This is a genomic window from Pseudomonas sp. S5F11 (assembly GCF_019641515.1).
GTDB classification, from domain to species: domain Bacteria; phylum Pseudomonadota; class Gammaproteobacteria; order Pseudomonadales; family Pseudomonadaceae; genus Aquipseudomonas; species Aquipseudomonas rhodesiae.
Genome location: NZ_JAIFJZ010000001.1, coordinates 2,099,315 through 2,120,156, shown reverse-complemented (window position 1 = coordinate 2,120,156; position 20,842 = coordinate 2,099,315). Strand labels below are relative to the sequence as shown.

22 protein-coding genes are annotated in these 20,842 nt (G+C 60.9%); 6 read left to right on the top strand and 16 right to left on the bottom strand.

The features are described from left to right. Positions 1–155 precede the first annotated feature (155 nt). A complete protein-coding gene (locus K1567_RS09405; protein WP_034096264.1) occupies positions 156–992 on the top strand; it encodes a peptidoglycan DD-metalloendopeptidase family protein in 837 nt (278 codons plus the stop codon). A 104-nt stretch (positions 993–1,096) separates the two neighbouring features. Next, complete coding sequence (gene rpoS, locus K1567_RS09400; protein WP_034096265.1) at positions 1,097–2,101, top strand: RNA polymerase sigma factor RpoS; 1,005 nt, start codon at positions 1,097–1,099, stop codon at positions 2,099–2,101. Between the two features lie 208 nt (positions 2,102–2,309). On the opposite strand, the gene K1567_RS09395 is transcribed toward rpoS, so the two are convergent. Then, positions 2,310–2,519: a cold-shock protein gene (locus K1567_RS09395; RefSeq protein WP_002554837.1), complete on the bottom strand. Its 210-nt coding sequence runs from the start codon at positions 2,517–2,519 to the stop codon at positions 2,310–2,312. Positions 2,520–2,908: 389 nt separating this feature from the next. Between K1567_RS09395 and dcd the strand changes: the two genes are divergently transcribed. Together dcd and K1567_RS09385 are read left to right on the top strand one after the other, a co-directional pair. Continuing rightward, positions 2,909–3,475 (top strand): dCTP deaminase, encoded by a 567-nt coding sequence (gene dcd / locus K1567_RS09390; protein WP_034096266.1) that lies wholly within the window; start codon positions 2,909–2,911, stop codon positions 3,473–3,475. A 107-nt stretch (positions 3,476–3,582) separates the two neighbouring features. Beyond that, complete coding sequence (locus K1567_RS09385; RefSeq protein ID WP_034137254.1) at positions 3,583–3,780, top strand: hypothetical protein; 198 nt, start codon at positions 3,583–3,585, stop codon at positions 3,778–3,780. Between the two features lie 21 nt (positions 3,781–3,801). Here K1567_RS09385 and pdeM read toward each other — a convergent pair whose 3' ends face one another. From pdeM to K1567_RS09315, 14 genes are all read right to left on the bottom strand, one after another. After that, complete coding sequence (gene pdeM, locus K1567_RS09380) at positions 3,802–4,452, bottom strand: ligase-associated DNA damage response endonuclease PdeM (protein ID WP_220698401.1); 651 nt, start codon at positions 4,450–4,452, stop codon at positions 3,802–3,804. After that, a complete protein-coding gene (locus tag K1567_RS09375; protein WP_169867437.1) occupies positions 4,452–6,932 on the bottom strand; it encodes a ligase-associated DNA damage response DEXH box helicase in 2,481 nt (826 codons plus the stop codon). The genes pdeM and K1567_RS09375 overlap by 1 nt, the downstream gene beginning before the upstream one ends. Positions 6,933–6,989: 57 nt before the next feature. After that, positions 6,990–7,754: an ABC transporter ATP-binding protein gene (locus K1567_RS09370; RefSeq protein WP_012722621.1), complete on the bottom strand. Its 765-nt coding sequence runs from the start codon at positions 7,752–7,754 to the stop codon at positions 6,990–6,992. A 13-nt stretch (positions 7,755–7,767) separates the two neighbouring features. Beyond that, entirely contained in the window at positions 7,768–8,886 is a 1,119-nt protein-coding gene (locus tag K1567_RS09365) for a succinylglutamate desuccinylase/aspartoacylase family protein (protein ID WP_034096270.1), read from the bottom strand. A gap of 9 nt (positions 8,887–8,895) precedes the next feature. Beyond that, a complete protein-coding gene (locus tag K1567_RS09360; protein ID WP_220698400.1) occupies positions 8,896–9,606 on the bottom strand; it encodes an ABC transporter permease in 711 nt (236 codons plus the stop codon). Beyond that, positions 9,603–10,331 carry an ABC transporter permease gene (locus K1567_RS09355; protein ID WP_010212412.1) on the bottom strand — a complete coding sequence of 243 codons (729 nt, stop codon included), beginning with the start codon at positions 10,329–10,331 and terminating at the stop codon, positions 9,603–9,605. The genes K1567_RS09360 and K1567_RS09355 overlap by 4 nt, the downstream gene beginning before the upstream one ends. A gap of 58 nt (positions 10,332–10,389) precedes the next feature. Further along, on the bottom strand, positions 10,390–11,169 hold the full coding sequence (locus K1567_RS09350) for a transporter substrate-binding domain-containing protein (RefSeq protein ID WP_027604451.1): 780 nt from the start codon (positions 11,167–11,169) through the stop codon (positions 10,390–10,392). Positions 11,170–11,371: 202 nt separating this feature from the next. Next, positions 11,372–13,006: an ATP-dependent DNA ligase gene (locus tag K1567_RS09345; RefSeq protein ID WP_220698399.1), complete on the bottom strand. Its 1,635-nt coding sequence runs from the start codon at positions 13,004–13,006 to the stop codon at positions 11,372–11,374. After that, on the bottom strand, positions 13,003–14,007 hold the full coding sequence (locus K1567_RS09340) for a ligase-associated DNA damage response exonuclease (protein ID WP_034137260.1): 1,005 nt from the start codon (positions 14,005–14,007) through the stop codon (positions 13,003–13,005). Before K1567_RS09340 ends, K1567_RS09345 begins: the two co-directional genes overlap by 4 nt. A 211-nt stretch (positions 14,008–14,218) precedes the next feature. Further along, the gene (locus K1567_RS09335) at positions 14,219–16,660 is read right to left on the bottom strand and encodes a penicillin acylase family protein (protein ID WP_169867439.1); all 2,442 of its coding nucleotides are present in this window, start codon (positions 16,658–16,660) and stop codon (positions 14,219–14,221) included. A gap of 162 nt (positions 16,661–16,822) precedes the next feature. Further along, on the bottom strand, positions 16,823–17,023 hold the full coding sequence (locus tag K1567_RS09330) for an SEC-C metal-binding domain-containing protein (RefSeq protein ID WP_003189235.1): 201 nt from the start codon (positions 17,021–17,023) through the stop codon (positions 16,823–16,825). After that, complete coding sequence (locus tag K1567_RS09325; RefSeq protein WP_034096275.1) at positions 17,020–17,502, bottom strand: LEA type 2 family protein; 483 nt, start codon at positions 17,500–17,502, stop codon at positions 17,020–17,022. Before K1567_RS09325 ends, K1567_RS09330 begins: the two co-directional genes overlap by 4 nt. Before the next feature lie 19 nt (positions 17,503–17,521). Then, entirely contained in the window at positions 17,522–17,992 is a 471-nt protein-coding gene (locus tag K1567_RS09320; RefSeq protein WP_034096780.1) for a YchJ family protein, read from the bottom strand. A gap of 5 nt (positions 17,993–17,997) precedes the next feature. After that, entirely contained in the window at positions 17,998–18,495 is a 498-nt protein-coding gene (locus K1567_RS09315; RefSeq protein WP_034096276.1) for a DUF6231 family protein, read from the bottom strand. A gap of 190 nt (positions 18,496–18,685) precedes the next feature. Here K1567_RS09315 and K1567_RS09310 point away from each other — a divergent pair, with 190 nt between their 5' ends. Together K1567_RS09310 and K1567_RS09305 are read left to right on the top strand one after the other, a co-directional pair. After that, the gene (locus K1567_RS09310; protein ID WP_220698398.1) at positions 18,686–19,381 is read left to right on the top strand and encodes an OmpA family protein; all 696 of its coding nucleotides are present in this window, start codon (positions 18,686–18,688) and stop codon (positions 19,379–19,381) included. 147 nt (positions 19,382–19,528) lie between these two features. Further along, entirely contained in the window at positions 19,529–20,287 is a 759-nt protein-coding gene (locus K1567_RS09305) for a collagen-like triple helix repeat-containing protein (protein WP_034096278.1), read from the top strand. 38 nt (positions 20,288–20,325) lie between these two features. On the opposite strand, the gene K1567_RS09300 is transcribed toward K1567_RS09305, so the two are convergent. After that, positions 20,326–20,790: a CopD family protein gene (locus K1567_RS09300; RefSeq protein ID WP_034137267.1), complete on the bottom strand. Its 465-nt coding sequence runs from the start codon at positions 20,788–20,790 to the stop codon at positions 20,326–20,328. Between the last annotated feature and the right edge of the window lie 52 nt (positions 20,791–20,842).

The following is a 20,842-nucleotide window of genomic DNA, read 5'->3' as shown; positions in this document are numbered from 1 at the left end:
GTCTATCAAGTCAACATGATGGGTGGCTACATTCCCCGCGCTTGAACATCGGTTTCGCGCGGGTGCCAGTAAAACTTCAGTGCCCAGTTATACTTGCGTCATCTTTCAAGCCTGCTATGGGCGTTCATATTCAGTCACCACAAAGGGAGCGGCGGGTGAGTCTCACAGGTCTTGCGCAGCGTATGAGTAAAACAAGTTTTCAGCGACTGGTGCTTGGCCTTGTGTTCAGTTCCGTGTTGGTAGGCTGTTCAAGCTCGCCAAGCAGTGGCGCACGGGTCGTTGATCGTAATAATTCCGCCCCGCAGAAGCCCACGGTCACCACCGGGCAGTATGTGGTGCGTAAGGGCGACACGTTATTCTCGATCGCCTTCCGTTATGGCTGGGATTACAAGGCTCTCGCAGCTCGAAACAATATTCCTGTGCCCTATACGATCCATCCGGGTCAGACGATCCGCTTCGATGGACGCACAGGCTCGGCCTCTACGACGGTTGTGACAAGCACCGCATCGTCCCCATCGTCCTCCAGTAAAACCACCGTCATTACGCGGCCTGCCGGTACTGCGGCCTCGACCTCCGCCAGCAAACCAGCACCGGCGCCGCAACCTCCTGCAGGTCCTGCACCTACCGGGTGGGGATGGCCCTCAAATGGAGTGCTGATTGGAAAATTCTCTTCAAACGGTAGTTTGAATAAAGGCATTGATATCGCCGGGGATTTGGGACAGCCTGTTTTAGCTGCGTCTGATGGGACAGTGGTGTACGCCGGGAGTGGTCTACGGGGTTACGGCGAACTGGTCATCATCAAGCACAGCGATACCTACGTCAGTGCTTACGGTCATAACCGCAGGCTGTTGGTTCGGGAGGGGCAGCAGGTCAAAGTCGGACAGACAATTGCCGAAATGGGGTCAACTGGTACGGACCGGGTGAAACTGCACTTTGAGATTCGCCGTCAAGGGAAGCCTGTAGATCCACTGCAATTCCTACCCCGTCGTTGATGTGTTGCCAGCCTGTTCCTCGCGTAGAAGGAACAGGCTCCAGCGTTGCCAAGGATAAAGGCGTCGCTTGAGCTTGAGGTCGAACTCACCAAAGGACTATAACAATGGCTCTCAGTAAAGAAGCGCCGGAGTTTGACATCGACGATGAGGTTCTCCTTATGGAGAGCGGCATCGCTATGGAATCGATGTCGAATGAGGGACCTGCTACACCTTCAGTTCGAACCAAATCCAAGAACTCCTCCGCGTTAAAGCAACACAAATACATTGATTACACGCGGGCGCTCGACGCGACCCAGCTGTATCTCAATGAGATCGGTTTTTCCCCTTTGCTGACCCCCGAGGAAGAAGTCCACTTTGCGCGCTTGTCGCAAAAGGGCGATCCGGCTGGGCGCAAGCGCATGATTGAAAGCAACCTGCGCCTGGTGGTGAAAATCGCCCGACGCTATGTCAATCGTGGGTTGTCGCTGCTGGACCTGATTGAGGAGGGCAATCTGGGCCTGATCAGGGCAGTTGAGAAATTCGATCCTGAGCGGGGCTTCCGTTTTTCGACCTATGCCACTTGGTGGATTCGCCAGACCATCGAGCGGGCGATCATGAATCAGACCCGGACGATTCGCTTGCCGATCCATGTGGTCAAGGAACTCAATGTCTACCTGCGGGCCGCCCGTGAGCTGACGCAGAAGCTCGATCACGAACCGTCACCTGAAGAGATCGCCAACCTGCTGGAGAAGCCGGTAGGGGAGGTCAAGCGCATGCTTGGTCTCAATGAGCGGGTGTCTTCGGTCGATGTGTCGCTGGGGCCGGATTCGGATAAAACCCTGCTGGACACTTTGACGGATGATCGCCCGACGGATCCTTGTGAGCTGTTGCAGGATGATGATTTGTCTCAAAGCATCGACCAGTGGCTGTCTGAACTCACGGACAAGCAGCGTGAGGTGGTGATTCGCCGCTTCGGCCTGCGCGGTCATGAGAGCAGCACCCTGGAGGATGTGGGCCTGGAGATTGGGCTGACCCGTGAGCGGGTGCGTCAGATCCAGGTGGAAGGGCTCAAGCGCTTGCGTGAGATCCTGGAGAAGAATGGCCTGTCGAGCGAGTCGTTGTTTCAATAGCGGCGCAGCTTGAATGCCTGAATAGGGGAGGGGGCTTGCCCCCGATAGCGGTGTATCAGTCAAAGCAAGTGCCGACTGCTAAGCCGTCATCGGGGGCAAGCCCCCTCCCACATTTTTTATCAGGCACCAGTGGGTGTGAATACCAAATCCCAGGCATAAAAAAACCCCGCTTTTAAGGGCGGGGTTTTTTCGACTAAGTCAGTACAAGTTAGATAACTTGAACTTCTTCAGCTTGCATGCCTTTCTGACCGCGGGTAGCGATGAAAGAAACCTGTTGGCCTTCTTTCAGGCTTTTGAAGCCGTCGGATTGGATAGCTTTGAAGTGAACGAACAGGTCGTCACCGGATTGTGGAGTGATGAAGCCGAAGCCTTTTTCATCGTTGAACCACTTAACGGTACCAGTTTGGCGATTAGACATGGTGTATCTCCTTGGACAAAGTTAACTGCGACTCAGGAAAAGCCCTGGCCGAGACTGAGTGCAAAGAGCAGGAAAAATTCTTGGAGATGGTTGGATCGAAATTCAACATATCGTGTAGAGATTCTCAGTGACACAAGCAGCACAGTGGCGCCACCTTAACCCTTTTTCCGGAACGTGCCAATGATATTTCCGAAGGTTTCTCCAATTTCGTGACTGGCGGTGATATTTCCAGTCACCCGACCCAGTAGCGTGGGGCCCAGCCCCGCTGGCTGGAGCGTATGAAGAGGCCCGCTTTCGTCAAGAAAACCCCCACGCCCTTTGAACCCCAACGCCGGCACCGGTAAGATGCCCCACAGAATTTTTCCACCTCGCTATTCAGGACACCCGCCATGAGCATCAAATCGGACAAGTGGATTCGCCGCATGGCGCAAGAGCACGGCATGATCGAACCCTTCGTCGAGCGCCAGATGCGTGGCGAAGGCGCCGAACGCCTGATCTCCTATGGTGTTTCCAGCTATGGCTACGACGTGCGTTGCGCCGATGAATTCAAGGTGTTCACCAACATCAATTCGGCAACCGTCGATCCGAAAAACTTCGATGAAAAGAGCTTCGTCGATATCAAGAGCGACGTGTGCATCATTCCGCCGAACTCTTTCGCCCTGGCGCGCACCGTGGAGTTTTTCCGTATCCCTCGCGACGTGCTGACCATCTGCCTTGGTAAAAGTACCTACGCGCGCTGCGGCATCATCGTCAACGTGACCCCGCTTGAGCCTGAGTGGGAAGGCCACGTGACCCTGGAGTTCTCCAACACCACCACATTGCCGGCAAAAATCTACGCCAACGAAGGCGTGGCACAGATGCTGTTCCTGCAATCCGACGAGGCCTGTGAAGTGTCCTACAAGGACCGTGGCGGCAAGTATCAGGGTCAGCTTGGCGTCACCTTGCCGCGCGCTTGATCGAAAGCTCCTACACGTAAAGGGAATTAGTCTGAAGAAAGTGACTCTATTGGGTGTACTGCCCCGACACGTGTGAAGTGTGTCGGGCCACGCTTGAGGAGTACTTTATGAAGATCGACCCCCGAATCAGCGCAGAACTCGCACGGCTGGAGCCCAATCAGATTGGTGTTCTAGCCTGGTCCCTGATGGCCGACCCTGCCTATGCGGGCGGCATCCCCGGCCAACCTGGGCCGGATTATCCGCAGCCCGGTGAGCCCGGTGAGCCTACCCGGCCGGACGAGGCACCCCCCGTGCCCGTTGCCTGAAGCCTTTAGGGTTGGCCTGCATCATCTGACAAACCATACCTCCTGATCGCCAATCACCAGAATCCGGTGGTTGGCGTCCGGTTCCACCCTATAGCCCCCTGTAAACGCCCCGAACGCGGGTAGCAGGCTGACCCGCGGCCCGAGCTGAAAGCAGGGCAAGCGCAGGCTCTGGCGACCCTTGCCGCGCAAGCGATATACCGGATGCACATGACCTGCCAGTACATGGTAGCTGGGGTGAGCGTCCGGTTCGTGTTGCAAGGCAAACGGTCCCATCAGCAACGGTTCTGCTACTACGTCGATACCGAGGTCGGCCGGCGGATCACCCGCACGCTTATCGTGATTGCCGCGAATCAACGTCATGGGCAGCTCGCGATGCTGGGCGCGCCATGCTCGCAGGGCGCTCAGCGTGCCGCTGGCATGGGAGCCGGGGCCGTGCAGGAAGTCGCCGAGGAAGATCACCTGCGCGCAGTCGAATGCTTGTAGCAGTCTGTCCAGTCGCGCCAGGTTGTCGGTGGTGGTGCCTTGGGGAACCGGTTGCCCCAGGCTGCGATAGGCCGACGCTTTGCCAAAATGCGCGTCGGCGATCAGCAGGCAATTGCGCGCTGGCCAGTAGATAGCTTTCTCCGCCAGCAGCCATAACGTTTCGCCTTCAAGCTGCACTTCGCAATACATCAAGTTTTCCCGTTATCCGCGACTTTTTCCAAATCCTTGACCATCCGCGCGATGCGCTCCGAGAGTTTTTCCGAACTCATGCTTTCGCGCATCCGCTCCACCAGTAGCGGAAAAGCCAGGGGCGTGGGCCGTTCGATCACGTGCAGGTCCAGCGTCAGGGTGCAAAGATGTCTCAACGCCGCTTCCAGGCGGCGGATGTCCAACTCGTCTCGCAATACTTCTTCGCCAGCCTGGGCCAGCAATAGGTTGTGCGGGTCATACTGCTTGAACACTTCAAAGAACAAGCCGCTGGAAGCCTGCACCTGCCGCGTGCTTTTCGGCGCGCCGGGGTAACCGGCGAACACCAGCCCGGCGATACGGGCGATCTCGCGGAAGCGGCGCAGGGCCAGTTCACCGGCGTTCAAGCTGGCCGCCACATCCTCCAGCAGGTTATCCGGGCTCAGCAGCTCAGAATTCAACAGTGCCGGCCAATCCACGGGTGTAGCGCTGAGCAGTTCCAAGCCATAGTCGTTGACCGCAATGGAGAAGGTGACGGGTTGCCCCTGGCTGACGCGCCAAGCCAGCAAACTGGCCAGGCCGAGATGCACTTGGCGCCCCGCGAACGGGTAGAGGAACAGGTGCCAACCCTCCCGTGACTTCAGCGCTTCGGCCAACAAATGCTCGCGTGTCGGCAGGCCCGACCAGCGCAACTGGGTCTGTAGCAACGGCTGCACGGCGCGCATTTCCGGGCCGTCGAAGTGGCCATGGGCGGCAGCATCGAAACGTTCCACCACGGCCTGGGCCAGTTCGTTGGAAAGCGGCATGCGCCCGCCATTCCAGCGCGGTACGGCGGCTTTTTTGGCGTTGCTGCGGCGTACATAGGCAGTCATGTTTTCCACCCGCACCAGCTCTAGCAAACGCCCGGCAAACAAGAAGCCATCCCCAGGTTTGAGCCGGGCGATAAAGCCTTCCTCGACGCTGCCCAGGTTCTTGCCGCCGCCGCCCTTGCTCCAGAATTTCAGCTGAATGCTTGCATCGCTGACGATGGTGCCCACGCTCATGCGATGGCGCCTGGCCAAGCGTGCATCCGGTACACGCCAGATGCCGTGTTCGTCGGGCTCCACGCGGCGGTAGTCCGGATAGGCCGTCAGCGATAAGCCGCCGTGGCGCACAAAACCCAGGGCCCAGGCCCAGTCGGCGTCAGTAAGGTCGCGATAGGCCCAGGCGCCGCGCACTTCCTCCAGCAACGACACGGGCATAAAGCCACCGCCCAAGGCCATACTTACCAGATGCTGTACGAGTACATCCAAGGGTTTGTAGGGTGATTCGCGGGCTTCGATGCGGCGCTCGGCGATCGCGTCCTGAGCCGCCGCCGCTTCAATCAGTTCAAGGCTGTGAGTCGGCACCAGCGTCACTCGGGACGGCCGCCCCGGGGCGTGGCCGGACCGCCCGGCACGCTGCATCAGGCGCGCCACGCCTTTAGCCGAGCCGATCTGCAACACCCGCTCGACCGGCAGAAAATCCACCCCCAGGTCCAGGCTGGAGGTGCACACCACCGCCTTGAGCTGCCCGTCTTTGAGCGCCCGTTCGACCCAATCACGGGTCTCGCGGGACAGCGAACCGTGGTGCAAAGCAATCAGCCCGGCCCAATCCGGCCGCGCATCGAGCAGGGCCTGGTACCAGATTTCCGACTGTGCACGGGTGTTGGTGAACACCAGGCAACTGCTGCTGGCGTCCACCTCGGCCACCACCTGCGGCAGCATTTTCAATCCGATATGCCCGGCCCAGGGAAAGCGTTCGGACACAGGCGGCAGCAACGTGTCGACGTGCAGCGCCTTGGCCGTTTGCCCCTGCACATTGATCCCGCCGCCTTGTGGCACCAGTACTTCCAAGGCGTGGGATTGATTACCCAGCGTCGCGGAAATCCCCCACACCATTAAGTCAGGATGCCAACGGCGCAAGCGTGCCAAGGCCAGTTGCAACTGCACCCCGCGTTTGTTACCGATCAGTTCGTGCCATTCATCCACTACCACCATGCGCACATGGGCCAGGCTGGCTTCGCTGTCGGCGCGGGCCAGCATCAGGGTCAGGCTTTCCGGGGTGGTGACCAGTGTGGTCGGCTGGCGACGGGTTTGTCGGGCGCGCTCAGCGCTACTCGTGTCGCCGGTGCGCAGGCCGACACTCCACGGGATTTGCAACGCTGCCAGCGGCGCTTCCAAGGCGCGCGCGGTGTCGGCGGCTAGGGCGCGCATCGGCGTAATCCACAACACCGTCAGCGGCTCGGCCGGTGGCTTGCGTTTGCCGGTGGCCGGCGGTCGCGTAATGGCGAAGCGATTGAGCGCGGCAAACCACAGTGCGTAAGTCTTGCCGGCGCCGGTGCTGGCATGCAGCAAGCCGGAATTTCCCTCCTTGACCGCCGTCCACACGGCTTTTTGGAAGGCGAATGGCTTCCAGCCTTTGGCGGCGAACCATTGCCTGGCGAAGTCGTGGGGTTTTGCCATGCGGTGGCTGACGCTCTGGAGGGCTTATTCCACAGACCCTCCAGGCGTCACAAAGGTTTACTTCAAATTACCGCTCAAGAACTGTTGCAGACGCTCGCTCTTGGGGTTGCCCAGCACGTCTTCCGGCGCGCCTTGCTCCTCCACCAAGCCTTTGTGCAGAAACAGCACCTGGCTGGACACTTTGCGCGCGAAGCTCATTTCATGGGTGACCATGATCATGGTGCGGCCTTCCTCGGCCAGACCCTGGATCACCTTCAGCACTTCGCCCACCAGTTCCGGGTCGAGGGCCGAGGTGGGTTCGTCGAACAGCATCACCTCCGGTTCCATCGCCAATGCGCGGGCGATGGCGACACGTTGTTGTTGACCGCCGGAAAGAAACGCCGGGTATTGATCGGCTACGCGGGCCGGCAGGCCGACTTTGTCCAGGTAGCGGCGGGCGCGGTCTTCGGCGTCTTTTTTGCTGCAACCCAGCACCCGGCGTGGGGCCATGGTGATGTTCTCCAGCACGCTCATGTGGCTCCACAGGTTGAAGTGCTGGAACACCATCGCCAGCCGGGTGCGCAAGCGTTGCAGTTCGGCGTCGTCGGCCACGCGCATGCCGTGGCGGTCGCTGACCATGCGGATCGGCTGGCCGTCGAGGGTCATGGCGCCGTCGTTGGGGGTTTCCAGAAAGTTGATGCAGCGCAGGAAGGTGCTCTTGCCCGAGCCGCTGGCGCCGATCAGGCTGATCACGTCACCGGTCTTGGCCTTGAGCGAGACACCTTTGAGCACCTCATTGTCGCCATAGCTTTTATGCAGGCCTTCAACGGTCAATTTGTACATGGGGCGTGCATCCTCAAGGCGAAAGTAGATAGCCGCTGCGGTAGGCCTCGGTGCCTGCGACATGGCCGATGACCATCCCGGCAGTGGCCATGCGGCGCAGCGAACGGGCGTAAAGCAGGCCAGCTTTGCGGCAGTGCACGGGCGTTACGCGGTCGGTAATGGGGTCGATGATTTCGGCCAGCAATTGCCCGGCTTCCAGATATTCGCCGGGCAGGGCGGCGAACACCAGCAAGCCGCCCACTGGCGTGGCTACCGGTTCTACGCCTGCCAGTGGCGTGGCCGGGTAAGGCAGGTCGGGCAACGGCGAGGCCTGGCCGTTGATGGCACCGAAGCGGATCAGGTAATCGATGATCGCCTGGGCGTCGAGGCTGGCCAGGCCGTGGTTGACGTCGCCCTGGCCGCGCAGTTCGACGGTCACCGCGATGCTGCCCATGGGGATCGGAAACCGCGCGCCGAAGCGCTGCTGCAACTGCCACCACACCAGGGTGAAGCATTCGTCGAACGACTGTCCGCCCGAATCCGTAGCCAGCAGGTTGGCTTCCGAGCCGAGGTAACGTGCCAACGCCTCCACCTGCGGCCAGGCTTGCGGCGTGGTGTACAGGTGCGCCACGGCTTCGAAGTCGCAGTGCAGGTCCAGCACCAGGTCGGCATCGCACGCCAGGCGTTGCAACACCAGGCGCTGGGATTGCAACTGGGTCGCGGCGCCCTGGCCGGCCAGGGCGGAGAGCAGCGCGGCACGGATCACTTGCACGTTGTGCTGCGGATCGTCGCCAAGCAAGGCTTCGACCTGATTGCCCACCTCATCACCGAGGTCGACAAACAGCCGATTGAAGTTCTGCCCGCTCTCCAGCTCGTAGCGGCCCAGCGGGGTGTCCATCAGCACCTGTTCCAGGCCCGCCGGGTTAGCGACCGGCACCAACACGATTTCGCTGCGCAGGCGCCCGGCGGCGGCCAGCTCGGCCAGGCGCGCCTTTAAATGCCAGGCCACCAGCATGCCCGGCAACTCGTCGGCATGCAGCGACGCTTGGACGTAGACTTTGCCTTCGGCGTGTTCCGGGCCGAAGTGAAAACTGTGAATCTGCCGCGCCGTGCCGGGCACCGGCGCGATCAGTTCGTGAATCCGATGACGCATGAAGGCTCCTTAGTGGCTGGGGCCGAGAAAGGCCAGCCAGCGCCGCTCCGCCAGGCGAAACAGACCGACCAGGGCAAAGGTCACGGTCAGGTAGATCAGCGCGGCGATGCCGAATGATTGAAACGTCATAAAGGTGGCGGAGTTGGCGTCCCGGGCCACTTTGAGGATGTCGGGAATCGTCGCAGTGAAAGCCACGGTGGTCGAGTGCAGCATCAGGATCACTTCGTTGCTGTAGTACGGCAGCGAACGACGCAGCGCCGACGGCATGATCACGTACGCGTAGAGCTTCCAACCGCTGAGCCCATAGGCCTTGGCCGCTTCGACCTCGCCGTGGGCCATGCTGCGGATCTCCCCAGCGAAAATCTCCGTGGTGTAGGCGCAAGTGTTGAGGGCGAAGGCCAGGATGGTGCAGTTCATCGCATCGCGGAAAAACGCATCCAACACTGGCTGCGCGCGGACTGCGGCAATGCTGTAGATGCCGGTGTAGCAGATCAGCAACTGGATATAAAGCGGCGTACCGCGAAACAGGTAGGTGTAGAACTGCACCGGCCAACGTACCAGCGGGTTGCGCGAGACGCGGGCGATGGACAGCGGGATCGACACCAGAAACCCAATCACCAGTGAAGCGCTGAGCAGCCACATGGTCATCGCCAGGCCGGTGATGTGCTGGCCGTCGCTGTACAGAAACGGGCGCCAGTATTCCTGCAAGAGTTCGATCATCGCACGGCCTCCCGGGCGCCAGCGGAGTAGCGGCGTTCAAGACGGCGCAGGACAAAGTTGGAGGCACTGGTGATCAGCAGGTAGATCAACGCGGCCAGTACCAGGAAGTAGAACAGTTGATAGGTGCTCTTGCCGGCATCCTGTGCGGCCTTGACCAGGTCCGCCAGGCCGATGATCGACACCAGCGCGGTGGCCTTGAGCATCACCATCCAGTTATTGCCGATGCCCGGCAGGGCAAAGCGCATCATCTGCGGGAAGGTCACGTAGCGAAACCGCTGGCCGCGCTTGAGCCCGTAAGCGGTGGCGGCTTCCAGTTGGCCGCGGGGCACGGCGAGGATCGCGCCGCGGAAAGTCTCGGTGAAGTAAGCACCGTAGATAAAGCCCAGGGTAATCACCCCGGCGCTGAATGGGTCGATCTCGATGTATTCCCATTCCATAAAGTCGGTCAGGCCGGTGAGCCAGGTTTGCAGGCTATAGAAAATCAGCAGCATAAGCACCAGGTCGGGGACGCCGCGAATCAGGGTGGTATAGAGCTGCGCGGGGATGCGCAAAAATGGCAGGCTGGACAGTTTGGCGCTGGCGCCGAGCAAACCCAGCAACACGCTGACGGCCAGGGACAGTACCGATAACTTGATGGTCATCCAGGTGCCTTGCAGCAATAGCGGGCCGAAACCCTTCAGGCTGAGTGCGCTCAGCCCGAGGGTTTGCAACAGTTCTTCGAACATAAATCGGGACCTATGGCGATAAAAAAGCGCCCCTGCAAACCCAGGGGCGCCCCAGGCATTATTTGCCGCTGTACAGGTTCAGATCGCCAAAGTGTTTCTTCTGGATGGTGGCGTAGGTGCCATCATCGTGTAACGCTTTGATACCTTTATCCAAAAGGGCCTTCAGCTCAGTGTTACCTTTTTTGATACCGATGGCGGTTTTGGACGGCAGCAGAGGGTCGTCGATAGCCGCGCTGACTTCATAGCCGGCGCCTGCTGGCGACTTCAAAAAGCCCAGTTCGGCTTGCAGCATGTCTTGCACCGAAGCGTCGAGGCGGCCGGAAGTCAGGTCGGCATACACTTGGTCTTGGTTAGCGTAGGCCTTGGTGGTCACACCGGCTTTATCCAGTACCGCCTTGGCGTAGGCTTCCTGAATGGTGCCTTGCTCATAGCCTACCGATTTGCCCTTGAGGGATTCCGGCGTCGAGTAGCCCGCGCCTTTCTTGAATACCAGTGAGGTTGGGCCGGAGAACAGTTCGCTGGAGAAGTCGATGGCTTTCTCACGCACCGGGGTCACGGTCATGGACGAAATCACGCCGTCGAACTTATTGGCTTTCAGGCCCGGAATCATGCCGTCGAAATCACTTTCGACCCATTTGCACTTGACCTTCAGCTCGGCACAGATGGCATTGCCCAGGTCGATATCGAAGCCCACCAGGCTGCCGTCGGCTGCCTTGGATTCGAACGGTGCGTAGGACGGGTCGACACCAAAACGCAATTCCTTGTATTCCTTGGCCAACGCGGTACCGGCGGCCATGCACAGAGCCAGTGCAGAAAGGGTCAGCAATGCTTTTTTCATTATGTAATCCCTTGAAACCAAGATAAGCGCTTGTGGCGCGATTAGGACTGTTACTGAACGGTGTCAGACGGATCCCAAGTAGCAATTTCTGCACCATAGTTCCGAATGAGCGTTTTAAAAGGCAAGAAGGTGGCGATGTGAGTGTAGGAGATGCCCAAAAATGGGCATCGATTTTTCAATGCACCATTTTGGGTGATGGGGCTCAGTTCAGCAGGTCTTGCAAGGTGCCGAGGTTATCGGCGTCTTCCACGTGTTTATCCTGGCGCCAACGCAGCATCCGCGGAAACCGCACCGCAATTCCGCTTTTGTGGCGTTTGGACAGGGCGATGCCCTCGAAGCCCAGCTCGAACACCATGCTCGGCGTTACGCTGCTGACCGGGCCGAATTTTTCCACGGTGGTCTTGCGCACAATGGCGTCGACTTTGCGCATTTCTTCATCGGTCAGCCCGGAATAGGCTTTGGCAAACGGCACCAGGGTGCGCTCGCTGCCTGGCGGCCCATCCCACACCGCAAAGGTGTAGTCGCTGTAGAGGCTGGCGCGTCGGCCGTGGCCGCGCTGGGCGTAGATCAATACCGCGTCGACGCTGAACGGATCGACCTTCCACTTCCACCACACGCCCATGTCTTTGGTGCGGCCCACGCCGTAGAGGCCGTCGCGCGCCTTGAGCATCATGCCCTCCACCCCCAGTTTGCGGGAGTCTTCACGTTGCCGGGCCAAGTCCTGCCAAGTACTGCCCGTCAACAGCGGCGAGGGCAGTAGCACCGGTTGGTTGCACGTTGCGATTACCTGCTCCAACTGTGCCCGGCGTTCGGCTTGGGAATGGTTGCGCCAATCTTCGCCCTGGTGCTCCAGCAGGTCATAGGCGAGCACTGCCACAGGTGCGTCCTCCAGGACTTTTTTACTCAAGGTCTTGCGACCGATCCGCTGTTGCAGCAGGGCGAAGGGTTGTACCGCGTCCTTCCACACCACGATCTCACCGTCGATCACCGTACCATCCGGCAGACCACTGACCAGCGCATGCAGCTCCGGAAAACGTTCGGTCACCAGTTCCTCACCGCGGGACCAGACCCACAGGCGCCCCTCGCGCTTGACCACTTGCGCGCGAATGCCATCCCACTTCCATTCCACCTGCCAGTCGGCGGTGGAGCCCAGCAGGGCGTCGAACTGCTCCACCGGTTGCGCCAGGCCATGGGCCAGAAAAAACGGATACGGTTGCCCGCCACGCTGCGCGTGTTCGTCGGACGATTCGGCGGCGATCAGCTTCAGATAACCCTCGGCTGTAGGACGGTTGGACAAGTCGGTGTAACCCACCAACCGCTGCGCCACCCGTTTGCTGTCCAACTCGGCCATCGCGGCCAGGGCGCGGGTGACCAGCAGTTTCGAAACGCCCACGCGGAAACTGCCGGTGATCAGTTTGATACACAGCATCAAACTCGGTTGATCTAGTTGCGCCCACAGCGCCGGCAAGCGTTCGGCCAGTTCCGTCGGCGGCAGGCCGCGCAAGGGCAGCAGTTTTTCTTCCAGCCACACCGCCAGGCCGTCCTCGGAGGTGTAGGTCGATTCTGGCAACAGCAGGGAAATTGTCTCGGCCAGGTCGCCTACCGATTGGTAACTTTCTTCGAACAGCCAGGGTTCGATGCCCGAAGCCTCGGTGGCCATGTCGCGCAGCAGCCGCGTCGGCACCAACTGCCGTGGGCGCCCACCGGAAAGGAAATACACCGCCCACGCGGCGTCGGCTGGCGGCGCCTGGCGGAAATAGCTCTGCAAGGCGGCGAGCTTGGCGTTGCTAGAGGTGGTGGCGTCGAGGTTGGCGTACAACTCGGCGAAGGCCTTCATGCCGTGACCTCTTCTTCATCGTCCCCGTATTCGGTGGTGAACCCTTGGGCATCCAGGCCTTTTTCGCGCAGGTGACGTACCAATACGCCGACGGAACCGTGGGTGACCATCACCCGTTCGGCCCCGGTTTGCTCGATGGCCCACAACAAGCCGGGCCAGTCGGCATGGTCCGACAGCACAAAACCGCGGTCCACCCCACGCCGCCTACGGGTGCCGCGCAGGCGCATCCAACCGCTGGCGAAGGCATCGCTGTAGTCGCCGAAGCGGCGTATCCAGGTGCTACCGCCGGCGGAGGGCGGCGCGATGATCAGCGCCTGGCGCAGCAACGGGTCGTTTTTCTTGAAATCGCCAGCGTATAGCGTCTCCGGGATATAGATGCCGGCGTCGCGATACACCCGGTTCAATGGCTCGACCGCGCCGTGGCTGAGGATCGGGCCGATGCTGGCGTCGATGCCATGCAGGATGCGCTGAGCTTTGCCGAAGGAGTAACAAAACAGCACGCTGGCCTTGCCGTTGGCGATATTCCCACGCCACCACTCATTGATTCCCGCAAAGATCTGCGCCTGGGGCTGCCAGCGGTAGATCGGCAGGCCGAAGGTGGATTCGGTGATAAACGTGTGGCATCGCACCGGTTCGAACGGCGCGCAGGTGCCGTCGGGTTCGACTTTATAGTCACCAGAGGCTACCCAGACTTCGCCCTGGTATTCGAGGCGTACCTGGGCGGAACCGAGCACATGTCCGGCGGGATGGAAGCTCAGGGTCACGCCGTGGTGCACCAGGCGTTCGCCGTAGGGCAGGGTCTGCAGGTTGATGTCCTGGCCCAGGCGCGAGCGCAGGATGCCTTCGCCGGGCGCGGCCGCAAGGTAATGGGTGTTGCCGGTGCGGGCGTGATCGCCGTGGGCGTGGGTGATAACCGACCGCTCCACCGGGCGCCAGGGGTCAATGTAGAAATCTCCGGCGGGGCAATAAAGGCCTTCCGGGCGGGCGATGACAAGGTCCATGGGGTGACCGGGGAGGTGGGCTTGTTACTTATGAGGCAGGGGCGAACGCAGAAGTTCTATCTAAGTGCATGTGGATCCTGGTGGTTCTAGCAGGCTACCGATGATCAACAGCGAAACCGGCTGATCGTACTTCAATAGACATTCGACACTGAACAGGCTTGCTGGGGTGAGCAGCCTCACCACAACAAGCCCCTCTTGCATTTTGCAGCGTTTACTTGCCTGGGGTGAGGGTCAGGCGGGTCTTGCCATACACCTTGTCAAAGTTCTGTGGCTGCATCGGGAAACTCAGGTATTGCGCCTTGAGCGCCGCGTCAATGCCATTGGCGTAGTGCGGGCTGACCGGGTTGCCGGATTGGCCGATGCCGCCCTGGCCCATCATCGGTTCCGCCTGGCCGAAGTCGACGATCATGCGCAGCGCCGGTACCTGGGTGGTGTTGAAATCCTGGCCCCAGCTGTAGGGCGCCGGGTTCAAGGTGTTGTGATCGCCGCCACTGGCCAGCGGCCCACGGATCACTTGGCCTTGCACGTTTTTCCAGGTGGTGCTGTGCAATTTGCCCCACTGCCAGGCCTTGTGGTCCGCACCCAGTTGGCTGTCGCCGGCGGTGATGGCGGCCGCCAGGCTGCGTGCGAGGATCGCCGGTTTGTCTTCTTTCTGCGGGGTGCGCACATCGTCCCAGAAAGGGCTGTCTTCACGGCCCAGCAGGTGGTCGGCCTGGGCGGCGTAGGACAAGCGCGCGTTGCTCACAAAGGCTTTCCAGCTGGCGCTGGTTTCCGGGCCGAGTTCGTCGAGGAAGATCTGCCGCGTACTTTCCTGTAGGAACAGTTCATAGAGCGCAGCATCGGCGGAGGTCGACACCAGGCGACCATCGAAGGCCATCAGGCGGGTCAGGGCTTCGCGGGCCTTGGCCTGCTCGGCAGCGGGTAACGCCTCGATCGCCTGCTTGAGCGGCTGAGCCATGCCTGGGGCCTGGAACATGCTCTTGAGTTTGGCGGCGAAGGGGGTGGTTTGGTCGTACTGCATGGCGATCAGGCTGCGACTGTCATGCTTGCCGGCATTGGCCAATTGCGCCAGGCGTTCGCTGCGCTCAGGGGCATCCCAGGTGTTGGACAATTGCATGCCATAGCCGCGCGGTGCAGTGCGCTGGTTGGCGGTGCCGATCCAGCCTTGGGGCGGGTCCTGGTCATAGGGGTGCAGCATGGCATCGGCGTAACCGTCCCAGTCGAAGCGCCCGTCCCACCCTGGCGACGGCAATAGCCCTTCACCTTCGCGGCGATTGGGGAAGCGCCCGGTGACCTGCCAGCCGATATTGCTGGCGTCGGCGAAGATCATGTTCAAGGCGATTGCGCGGATTTCCCGGGTGGCGTCCGAGGCTTTGCCGGCATTCTGCGCGCGCGACAGGTCGAAGAAGGCGTCCAGGCTCTTGTCGTCTTTGAAGTCGGCGCTTTGCAAGGCCAAGCCCAAACCGCTGGTCAAGGCCTGGCTGCTATTGAGCAGGGCACCGTGGCGGGTTTCGTAGACGACTTCGCGGATCGAGCGTTGGCCCTTGATGAAGAAGGTTTCGTTACGAACGCCGGCAGGTAGCCATTTTCCGTTGTTTTCGTAGTAAAGCGCGCTGCCCTGGCGTTTGACCTTTTCCAGGAACAGGTCCTGGGTGTCGCCCTTGACCGCGCTCATGCTCCACGCCACTTTGCCGTTGAACCCGGTCAGCAGCGTAGGCAGGCCGGCAATCGAGACACCCACGGCCTGGTACTTAGGTGCGCGGATCTGCACGTAGCTCCATGGCGACGGTGCCTGTGGCTGCGCCGCCAAGTCGTTGGCCAGCAGGCTTTTGCCGGCGCGGCTGCGTTGCGGGCCGATGGCCCAGTTGCTTGAAGTGGTGACCGCCAGTGCATTGAGGCTGTTCAACTGCTGACTGACCGCATCCAGCCCCGCCAGACCGGTGATCTGGCCCAGGTTGATGCCCTTGAGTTTGTCGGCTTCGGCCAGTGGGATCGGCTCGTCGGGCGCGCTTGGCGTGAGCCAGGCAAGTTTATCGACGCCGACTTTTTGCCCCAGCACCAAGGAGCCCAGTTCTTCCTGCAGGTTGGCCGACTCGCTGAAATTGAGCAGGCAGAACAGCAGCGCGGAATCTTCCGGTTTCCAGTACTCGGGCTTGTAGCCGGTCTGGGCCAGGTCCGGCGGCAACTTGTCGCGATAACGGAACAGATAGGCGTTGACGCCGCGGGCGTACACCTCGAAGAAGCGCTTGAGGCGCGGCGATGAGGCGTTATACAACTCGCCGGCGCTTTTTTTCAGGTTGACCGCTCGCATAAAGCGGTCGACGTCCAGCACCTCAGGCCCCGACATTTCCGCCAGACGGCCCTGGGCCAGCAGGCGCAGGGTGACCATCTGCTGGATGCGGTCGCTGGCATGCACGTAACCGAGGCTGAACAGCGCATCGTGGAAGGTGTTGCTTTCGATCAGCGGCATACCTTGGGCATTGCGGCGCACCGACACATTCTGCGCCAGGCCCTTGATGGGCTGCACGCCGGCCACCGGCGGCAAGGTGTCTTGGGTGCTTTGGAGCTGGCAACCGGCCAGGCTCAATGCACTGGCAACTGCCGCGGCAACGCCGAACCGGGGAAGAAAATGTGAGAGGGCTGGCGAGGCCATGGCAAAGCTCCTGCGGGGGGTAGCGTCAGTAAAGGCGCTACGTTAGTGAGCGCGGTGAAACGACGCAAGCAGGAGTTGTGTAATTGCGTAAGCCTGGGGCAAAACAGTGTGGGAGGCGCTGGGCGTCCTCCCACAGGGTCAAGCGAATGTCATGCGTCGCGATCAGGCGCCGTGGCACTTCTTGAATTTTTTCTCGCTGCCGCACGGGCAAGGATCGTTGCGACCAACGTCCTTCAGGGCATTGCGCACCGGCTCTTGGTGAGCGTGGCCGCAGTTCGGGCCGTGGACATGGCCGTGGTCGTGATCATGGTGATCGTGATCGTGGTTGCAGTCAGGACCATGGACATGGGGTTGCTGAGTCATTGATGTCGCTCCGGAATAAAATCGCCGGGGATTATCTCGCCATTGTGGTTCACCTGCACGTCATAACCGATGAATAATCCGGTTTTCAGTTCGCCTTCGAGGCGGTAGGGCACAGGTCTGTCCGGGTTTTTCAGCATCTGCACCACATCGCGGATCTGCGGCCAGAGGTTGGTGCGCACCGTGACTTTGAACACCGCATGGCTGCGCGGCGGGACCGTCAACCATTCATTGGATTCGCCTTCGGTCAGCACAAAATCACCCAAGGTCACCTTGTAGATCAGGCCGCGCACGGTCAGGTCGTCGTCATCGCGGTTGTCCACGCGAAAGAACAGCTTGAATTTCTGCTCAAGCAGTTTGGCGCGCACCACCTCCACCTTCACCAGGGAAACATGAGGCGGTGGAGAATCGTCTTCGAACCACGATGCGCAACCGCTCAGGCCGAGGGTCAACGCCAGCATCAAGCTGTATATCCGGAGCATGGCGTCAGTCCTGTAAGGGTTAGAGGTAGCTGGAACAACACTTCTTGAATTTCTGCCCGCTGCCGCACAGGCAGGCGTCGTTGCGACTGGCTTTGATTTGCACCGTAGGATCGATGAAGTACCAGCGCCCGTCATTCTGTACGAAAGAAGACTGCTCGCGGTGGCTATGTTCGCCGGTGCTGTCGTGCCAGCGTGCGGTAAAGGTCACGAACGCGTGTTCCGGCTGGCCGCCGAACACTTCGGAGCTTTCCACTTCAAGACCCAACCAGGTGCTTTGGGCGCTCCACGCGGCGATGGCTTCGCGGTCCAGGCCGGCCTGTTGCGCAGGCAGAGTGGTGGCCACCAGATAGTCCACCAGGCCCAGGACGTAGGCGCTGTAGCGCGAACGCATCAACGCGCTGGCGCAAGGTGCCGGGTGGCCGGCGTGATAATGGCCGCAGCAGGCATCCAGCAGGTTGCCGCTACCGCAGGGGCAAATGGATGTACTCATCGGGATCACCACCAATACTTTCCGAAATTTTCCGGGTTGGCCCAGAACCGGGCGTTGAGCCAGTCGGGCACCTGTTTATAGTCAAGCAGATCGTAGGTGAACAGGGTCAACACCTGCTCGTCGCGCTGGAAACGCTCGCCGGCCTGTAGTGCCAGGGAGAAGAAGTCAGTGTCCTTCCAGTCGCAGGCGGCCAGGTCCACCAGCACGGCGATGCGGCTGGCATTGAGGTTGCGGATGCCGCCGAGCAGGGTCAGCCCTTGCGGTTTTGACAGGTGCTCCAGGCAATCGACCACCAGCGCCAGGTCAAAACGCTGGGCGGCCAGGTCTGCGGGCAGCGCGCCGGGCGCGGCGAAGGACACCTGGCTCTGCGGATGCGCCTTTTCAAAAGCGTCCAGTGCCGGGAACCGGCTGGCGCCCAGCACCAGCAGGCGTTGGGGCGAGTGCAGGTCGAGCAAGGCAGCCAGGGCTTGCTGGGGTGTACGGTCAGAATTACCAGCGGTCATCACAGATCCTCACATCAGAACCCTAGAGACTAGCGCGGCTGAACGTGCGGGCCTAGAGCGGGTGGTGGAGAAAAGTCCCGGCTGAGCCCTCATCCTTAATAAATACGGGGGTGTGACGCAGTGGCGCAGTTGAAAAGAGCGGTCTTAACTGCATCCATCGGCCTTCGCCGATCCCCTCAGGAGAAATCAGATGAGCATCATGCGGACAGCTCTACCCTTGGTTCTGCTAACCGGAGTATTGACAGGTTGCGCAGGCTTGCAAAAAACCGACTGGCCCACCTGTGCCGCCGTAGGCGGTGTGACAGGCGCGGCGCTGGGCGCCACCGAAAGTTCGTCATGGGCCGGCGGCGGTGCGTTGCTGGTCGGTGGTCTGGCCGGCGCCTATTGCTGGGTGCATGGCGATGGCGACGAGGATGGCGACGGCGTGCCGGACAGCCGCGACAAGTGCCCCGGCACTCCTAAAGGCGTGCAGGTCGATGCCAATGGCTGCCCGCCCGCGCCGCGAGCAGCAGTGGTCGAGGAAGTGGTGGTGGTCAAGGAAGAAACCATCGTGATTCGCGACGTACACTTCCAATTCGATTCGGCCAAGTTGACGGCAGCGGATAAAACCAAGCTCGACACCATTGCCACGCGCCTTAAACAGGAAGCACCTAACGCCCAGTTGCGTGTCAGCGGGCACACCGACAGTGTCGGTAAAGATGCCTACAACCAGAAACTCTCGGAACAACGCGCCCATTCGGTCACCGAATACCTGATCAGTGCCGGCGTGCCGCGCAGCAGTTTTGTCTCGGTCACCGGGGCGGGCGAGAGCCATCCAGTCGCCGACAATAAAACGGCCGAAGGTCGTGCGCTGAATCGCCGTACGGAAATCCAAATCAACCGCTGACAGCCCTTGCCCCTGTGGGACCCACAGGGGCATTGCCGATCTGCATCGCTCCGTTCTCAAGTTTTTTGATCCTTCACTGGCAAAGCGCCGGTAGAAGTCGGTACTGTGCGTCCAAAGAAAAATTTGAAAACACTCAGGAGCCCCATGATGCGTAAGGTTTTTCTGTTGGCCCTGTTGGTCAGCCCCATTGCCCTGGCCCAGAGCGTCAGTGTGGAAACCAACTCATTGATGCGCCTGCCCAGCAGCACCAGTGTGTTGCAGTTGGAGCGCTTGGACGTGGCGGACTATGGCACCTTGCTGGTGCCGGCCACCATCAGCCAAGTCAGCGTGGACGAGCTGCACCTGGGCCGCGACGCGCGCATCGCCATTGTGCCCGGCAACACCGCGCTGCAATTGCAGGTGCGCCATGCGCAATTGGATCACGGCAGTCAGATCACCTCGCGCGGCGCTCCCGGCACTCACGAAAAACCTGCTAAGCCCGGACGTGACCTGAATTTGCGCATCAATGCCCTGACGGCTGAAGAGCTCTCGGTGGATGCCCGTGGCGGTGCCGGAGCCCAAGGCTACGCCGGTCTGGATGGCGCCAACGGCGAAGACCCCGGCTGCACCTGGGGCGCGGCTGGGCGCGGCGCCAATGGCGATAACGGCGGCGATGGCTTGCCAGGCGCGGCAGGTGCGCAGGTGCGATTGGAGGTGCCGAAAGACTTTCCGGCCCAGCAGATCAAGGTATGGGTCGACGGCGGCCCGGGGGGCCTGGCGGGCACGGCAGGCAAACCGGGTAAGGGCGGGCAATCCAAGGGCTGTTTGGTGTACCGCGCCGATGGCGGCGAAAAAGGCCGCCCAGGCTTGGAAGGGCAGCCAGGGCCGGCCGGGCCGGCGGGTGCCGTCACTATTGAACGGCTCTGACGTGCCCCCACCTCAATCGGCAAGCCCAGGCTTGCCGTTTAGAACATCGGTCGCGCTGAAGCAATCGCCACCACCAGCAGCCCCACGATCAAGTTGATCCCCACCAACGTGCGAATTTGCCCCAGGGCCGTGGCGCCCGCCGGCCAGTCCTCGGCCGCCACCGCCGTGCGCAGCGCCGGGAATTTCAACGCCTGGATGCGGATAAACAATGCGGTCATCACCAGATACAGGCCCATCATCACCTGCACATAACGTGGCGCGGTTTCAAACCCATTGAAGCGCAGATGCAACAGGCCGACACCGCTGATCGGCAAAATCAGCACCGCCACCCAGACCCACACGAAAAAACGTTGAAACACATTCGCCCACAACTTGAGCCGGGCAGGGCCTTCAAGTGCCGCCACAGCGGCGGGGCGCAGGATCATCCAGGCGAAAAACATACCGCCGACCCACACCAGGGCGGCCAGGACATGCAGGGTGTAAGCGAGGCTAAAGACGGTCATTGCGGTACTCCGTTCTGCGCGGGATTAATTAGCGGGGTATGATAGCCGCCGA

Coding starts and splice junctions, on each gene's coding strand:
- K1567_RS09325 (WP_034096275.1), bottom strand. CDS start 17,502: ATGCTCCGGATATACAGCTTGATGCTGGCGTTGACCCTCGGCCTGAGC.
- rpoS (WP_034096265.1), top strand. CDS start 1,097: ATGGCTCTCAGTAAAGAAGCGCCGGAGTTTGACATCGACGATGAGGTT.
- K1567_RS09310 (WP_220698398.1), top strand. CDS start 18,686: ATGAGCATCATGCGGACAGCTCTACCCTTGGTTCTGCTAACCGGAGTA.
- K1567_RS09350 (WP_027604451.1), bottom strand. CDS start 11,169: ATGAAAAAAGCATTGCTGACCCTTTCTGCACTGGCTCTGTGCATGGCC.
- K1567_RS09385 (WP_034137254.1), top strand. CDS start 3,583: ATGAAGATCGACCCCCGAATCAGCGCAGAACTCGCACGGCTGGAGCCC.
- dcd (WP_034096266.1), top strand. CDS start 2,909: ATGAGCATCAAATCGGACAAGTGGATTCGCCGCATGGCGCAAGAGCAC.
- K1567_RS09375 (WP_169867437.1), bottom strand. CDS start 6,932: ATGGCAAAACCCCACGACTTCGCCAGGCAATGGTTCGCCGCCAAAGGC.
- K1567_RS09355 (WP_010212412.1), bottom strand. CDS start 10,331: ATGTTCGAAGAACTGTTGCAAACCCTCGGGCTGAGCGCACTCAGCCTG.
- K1567_RS09365 (WP_034096270.1), bottom strand. CDS start 8,886: ATGCGTCATCGGATTCACGAACTGATCGCGCCGGTGCCCGGCACGGCG.
- K1567_RS09370 (WP_012722621.1), bottom strand. CDS start 7,754: ATGTACAAATTGACCGTTGAAGGCCTGCATAAAAGCTATGGCGACAAT.
- K1567_RS09360 (WP_220698400.1), bottom strand. CDS start 9,606: ATGATCGAACTCTTGCAGGAATACTGGCGCCCGTTTCTGTACAGCGAC.
- K1567_RS09315 (WP_034096276.1), bottom strand. CDS start 18,495: ATGACCGCTGGTAATTCTGACCGTACACCCCAGCAAGCCCTGGCTGCC.
- K1567_RS09330 (WP_003189235.1), bottom strand. CDS start 17,023: ATGACTCAGCAACCCCATGTCCATGGTCCTGACTGCAACCACGATCAC.
- K1567_RS09320 (WP_034096780.1), bottom strand. CDS start 17,992: ATGAGTACATCCATTTGCCCCTGCGGTAGCGGCAACCTGCTGGATGCC.
- pdeM (WP_220698401.1), bottom strand. CDS start 4,452: ATGTATTGCGAAGTGCAGCTTGAAGGCGAAACGTTATGGCTGCTGGCG.
- K1567_RS09340 (WP_034137260.1), bottom strand. CDS start 14,007: ATGGACCTTGTCATCGCCCGCCCGGAAGGCCTTTATTGCCCCGCCGGA.
- K1567_RS09305 (WP_034096278.1), top strand. CDS start 19,529: ATGCGTAAGGTTTTTCTGTTGGCCCTGTTGGTCAGCCCCATTGCCCTG.
- K1567_RS09335 (WP_169867439.1), bottom strand. CDS start 16,660: ATGGCCTCGCCAGCCCTCTCACATTTTCTTCCCCGGTTCGGCGTTGCC.
- K1567_RS09345 (WP_220698399.1), bottom strand. CDS start 13,006: ATGAAGGCCTTCGCCGAGTTGTACGCCAACCTCGACGCCACCACCTCT.
- K1567_RS09300 (WP_034137267.1), bottom strand. CDS start 20,790: ATGACCGTCTTTAGCCTCGCTTACACCCTGCATGTCCTGGCCGCCCTG.
- K1567_RS09395 (WP_002554837.1), bottom strand. CDS start 2,519: ATGTCTAATCGCCAAACTGGTACCGTTAAGTGGTTCAACGATGAAAAA.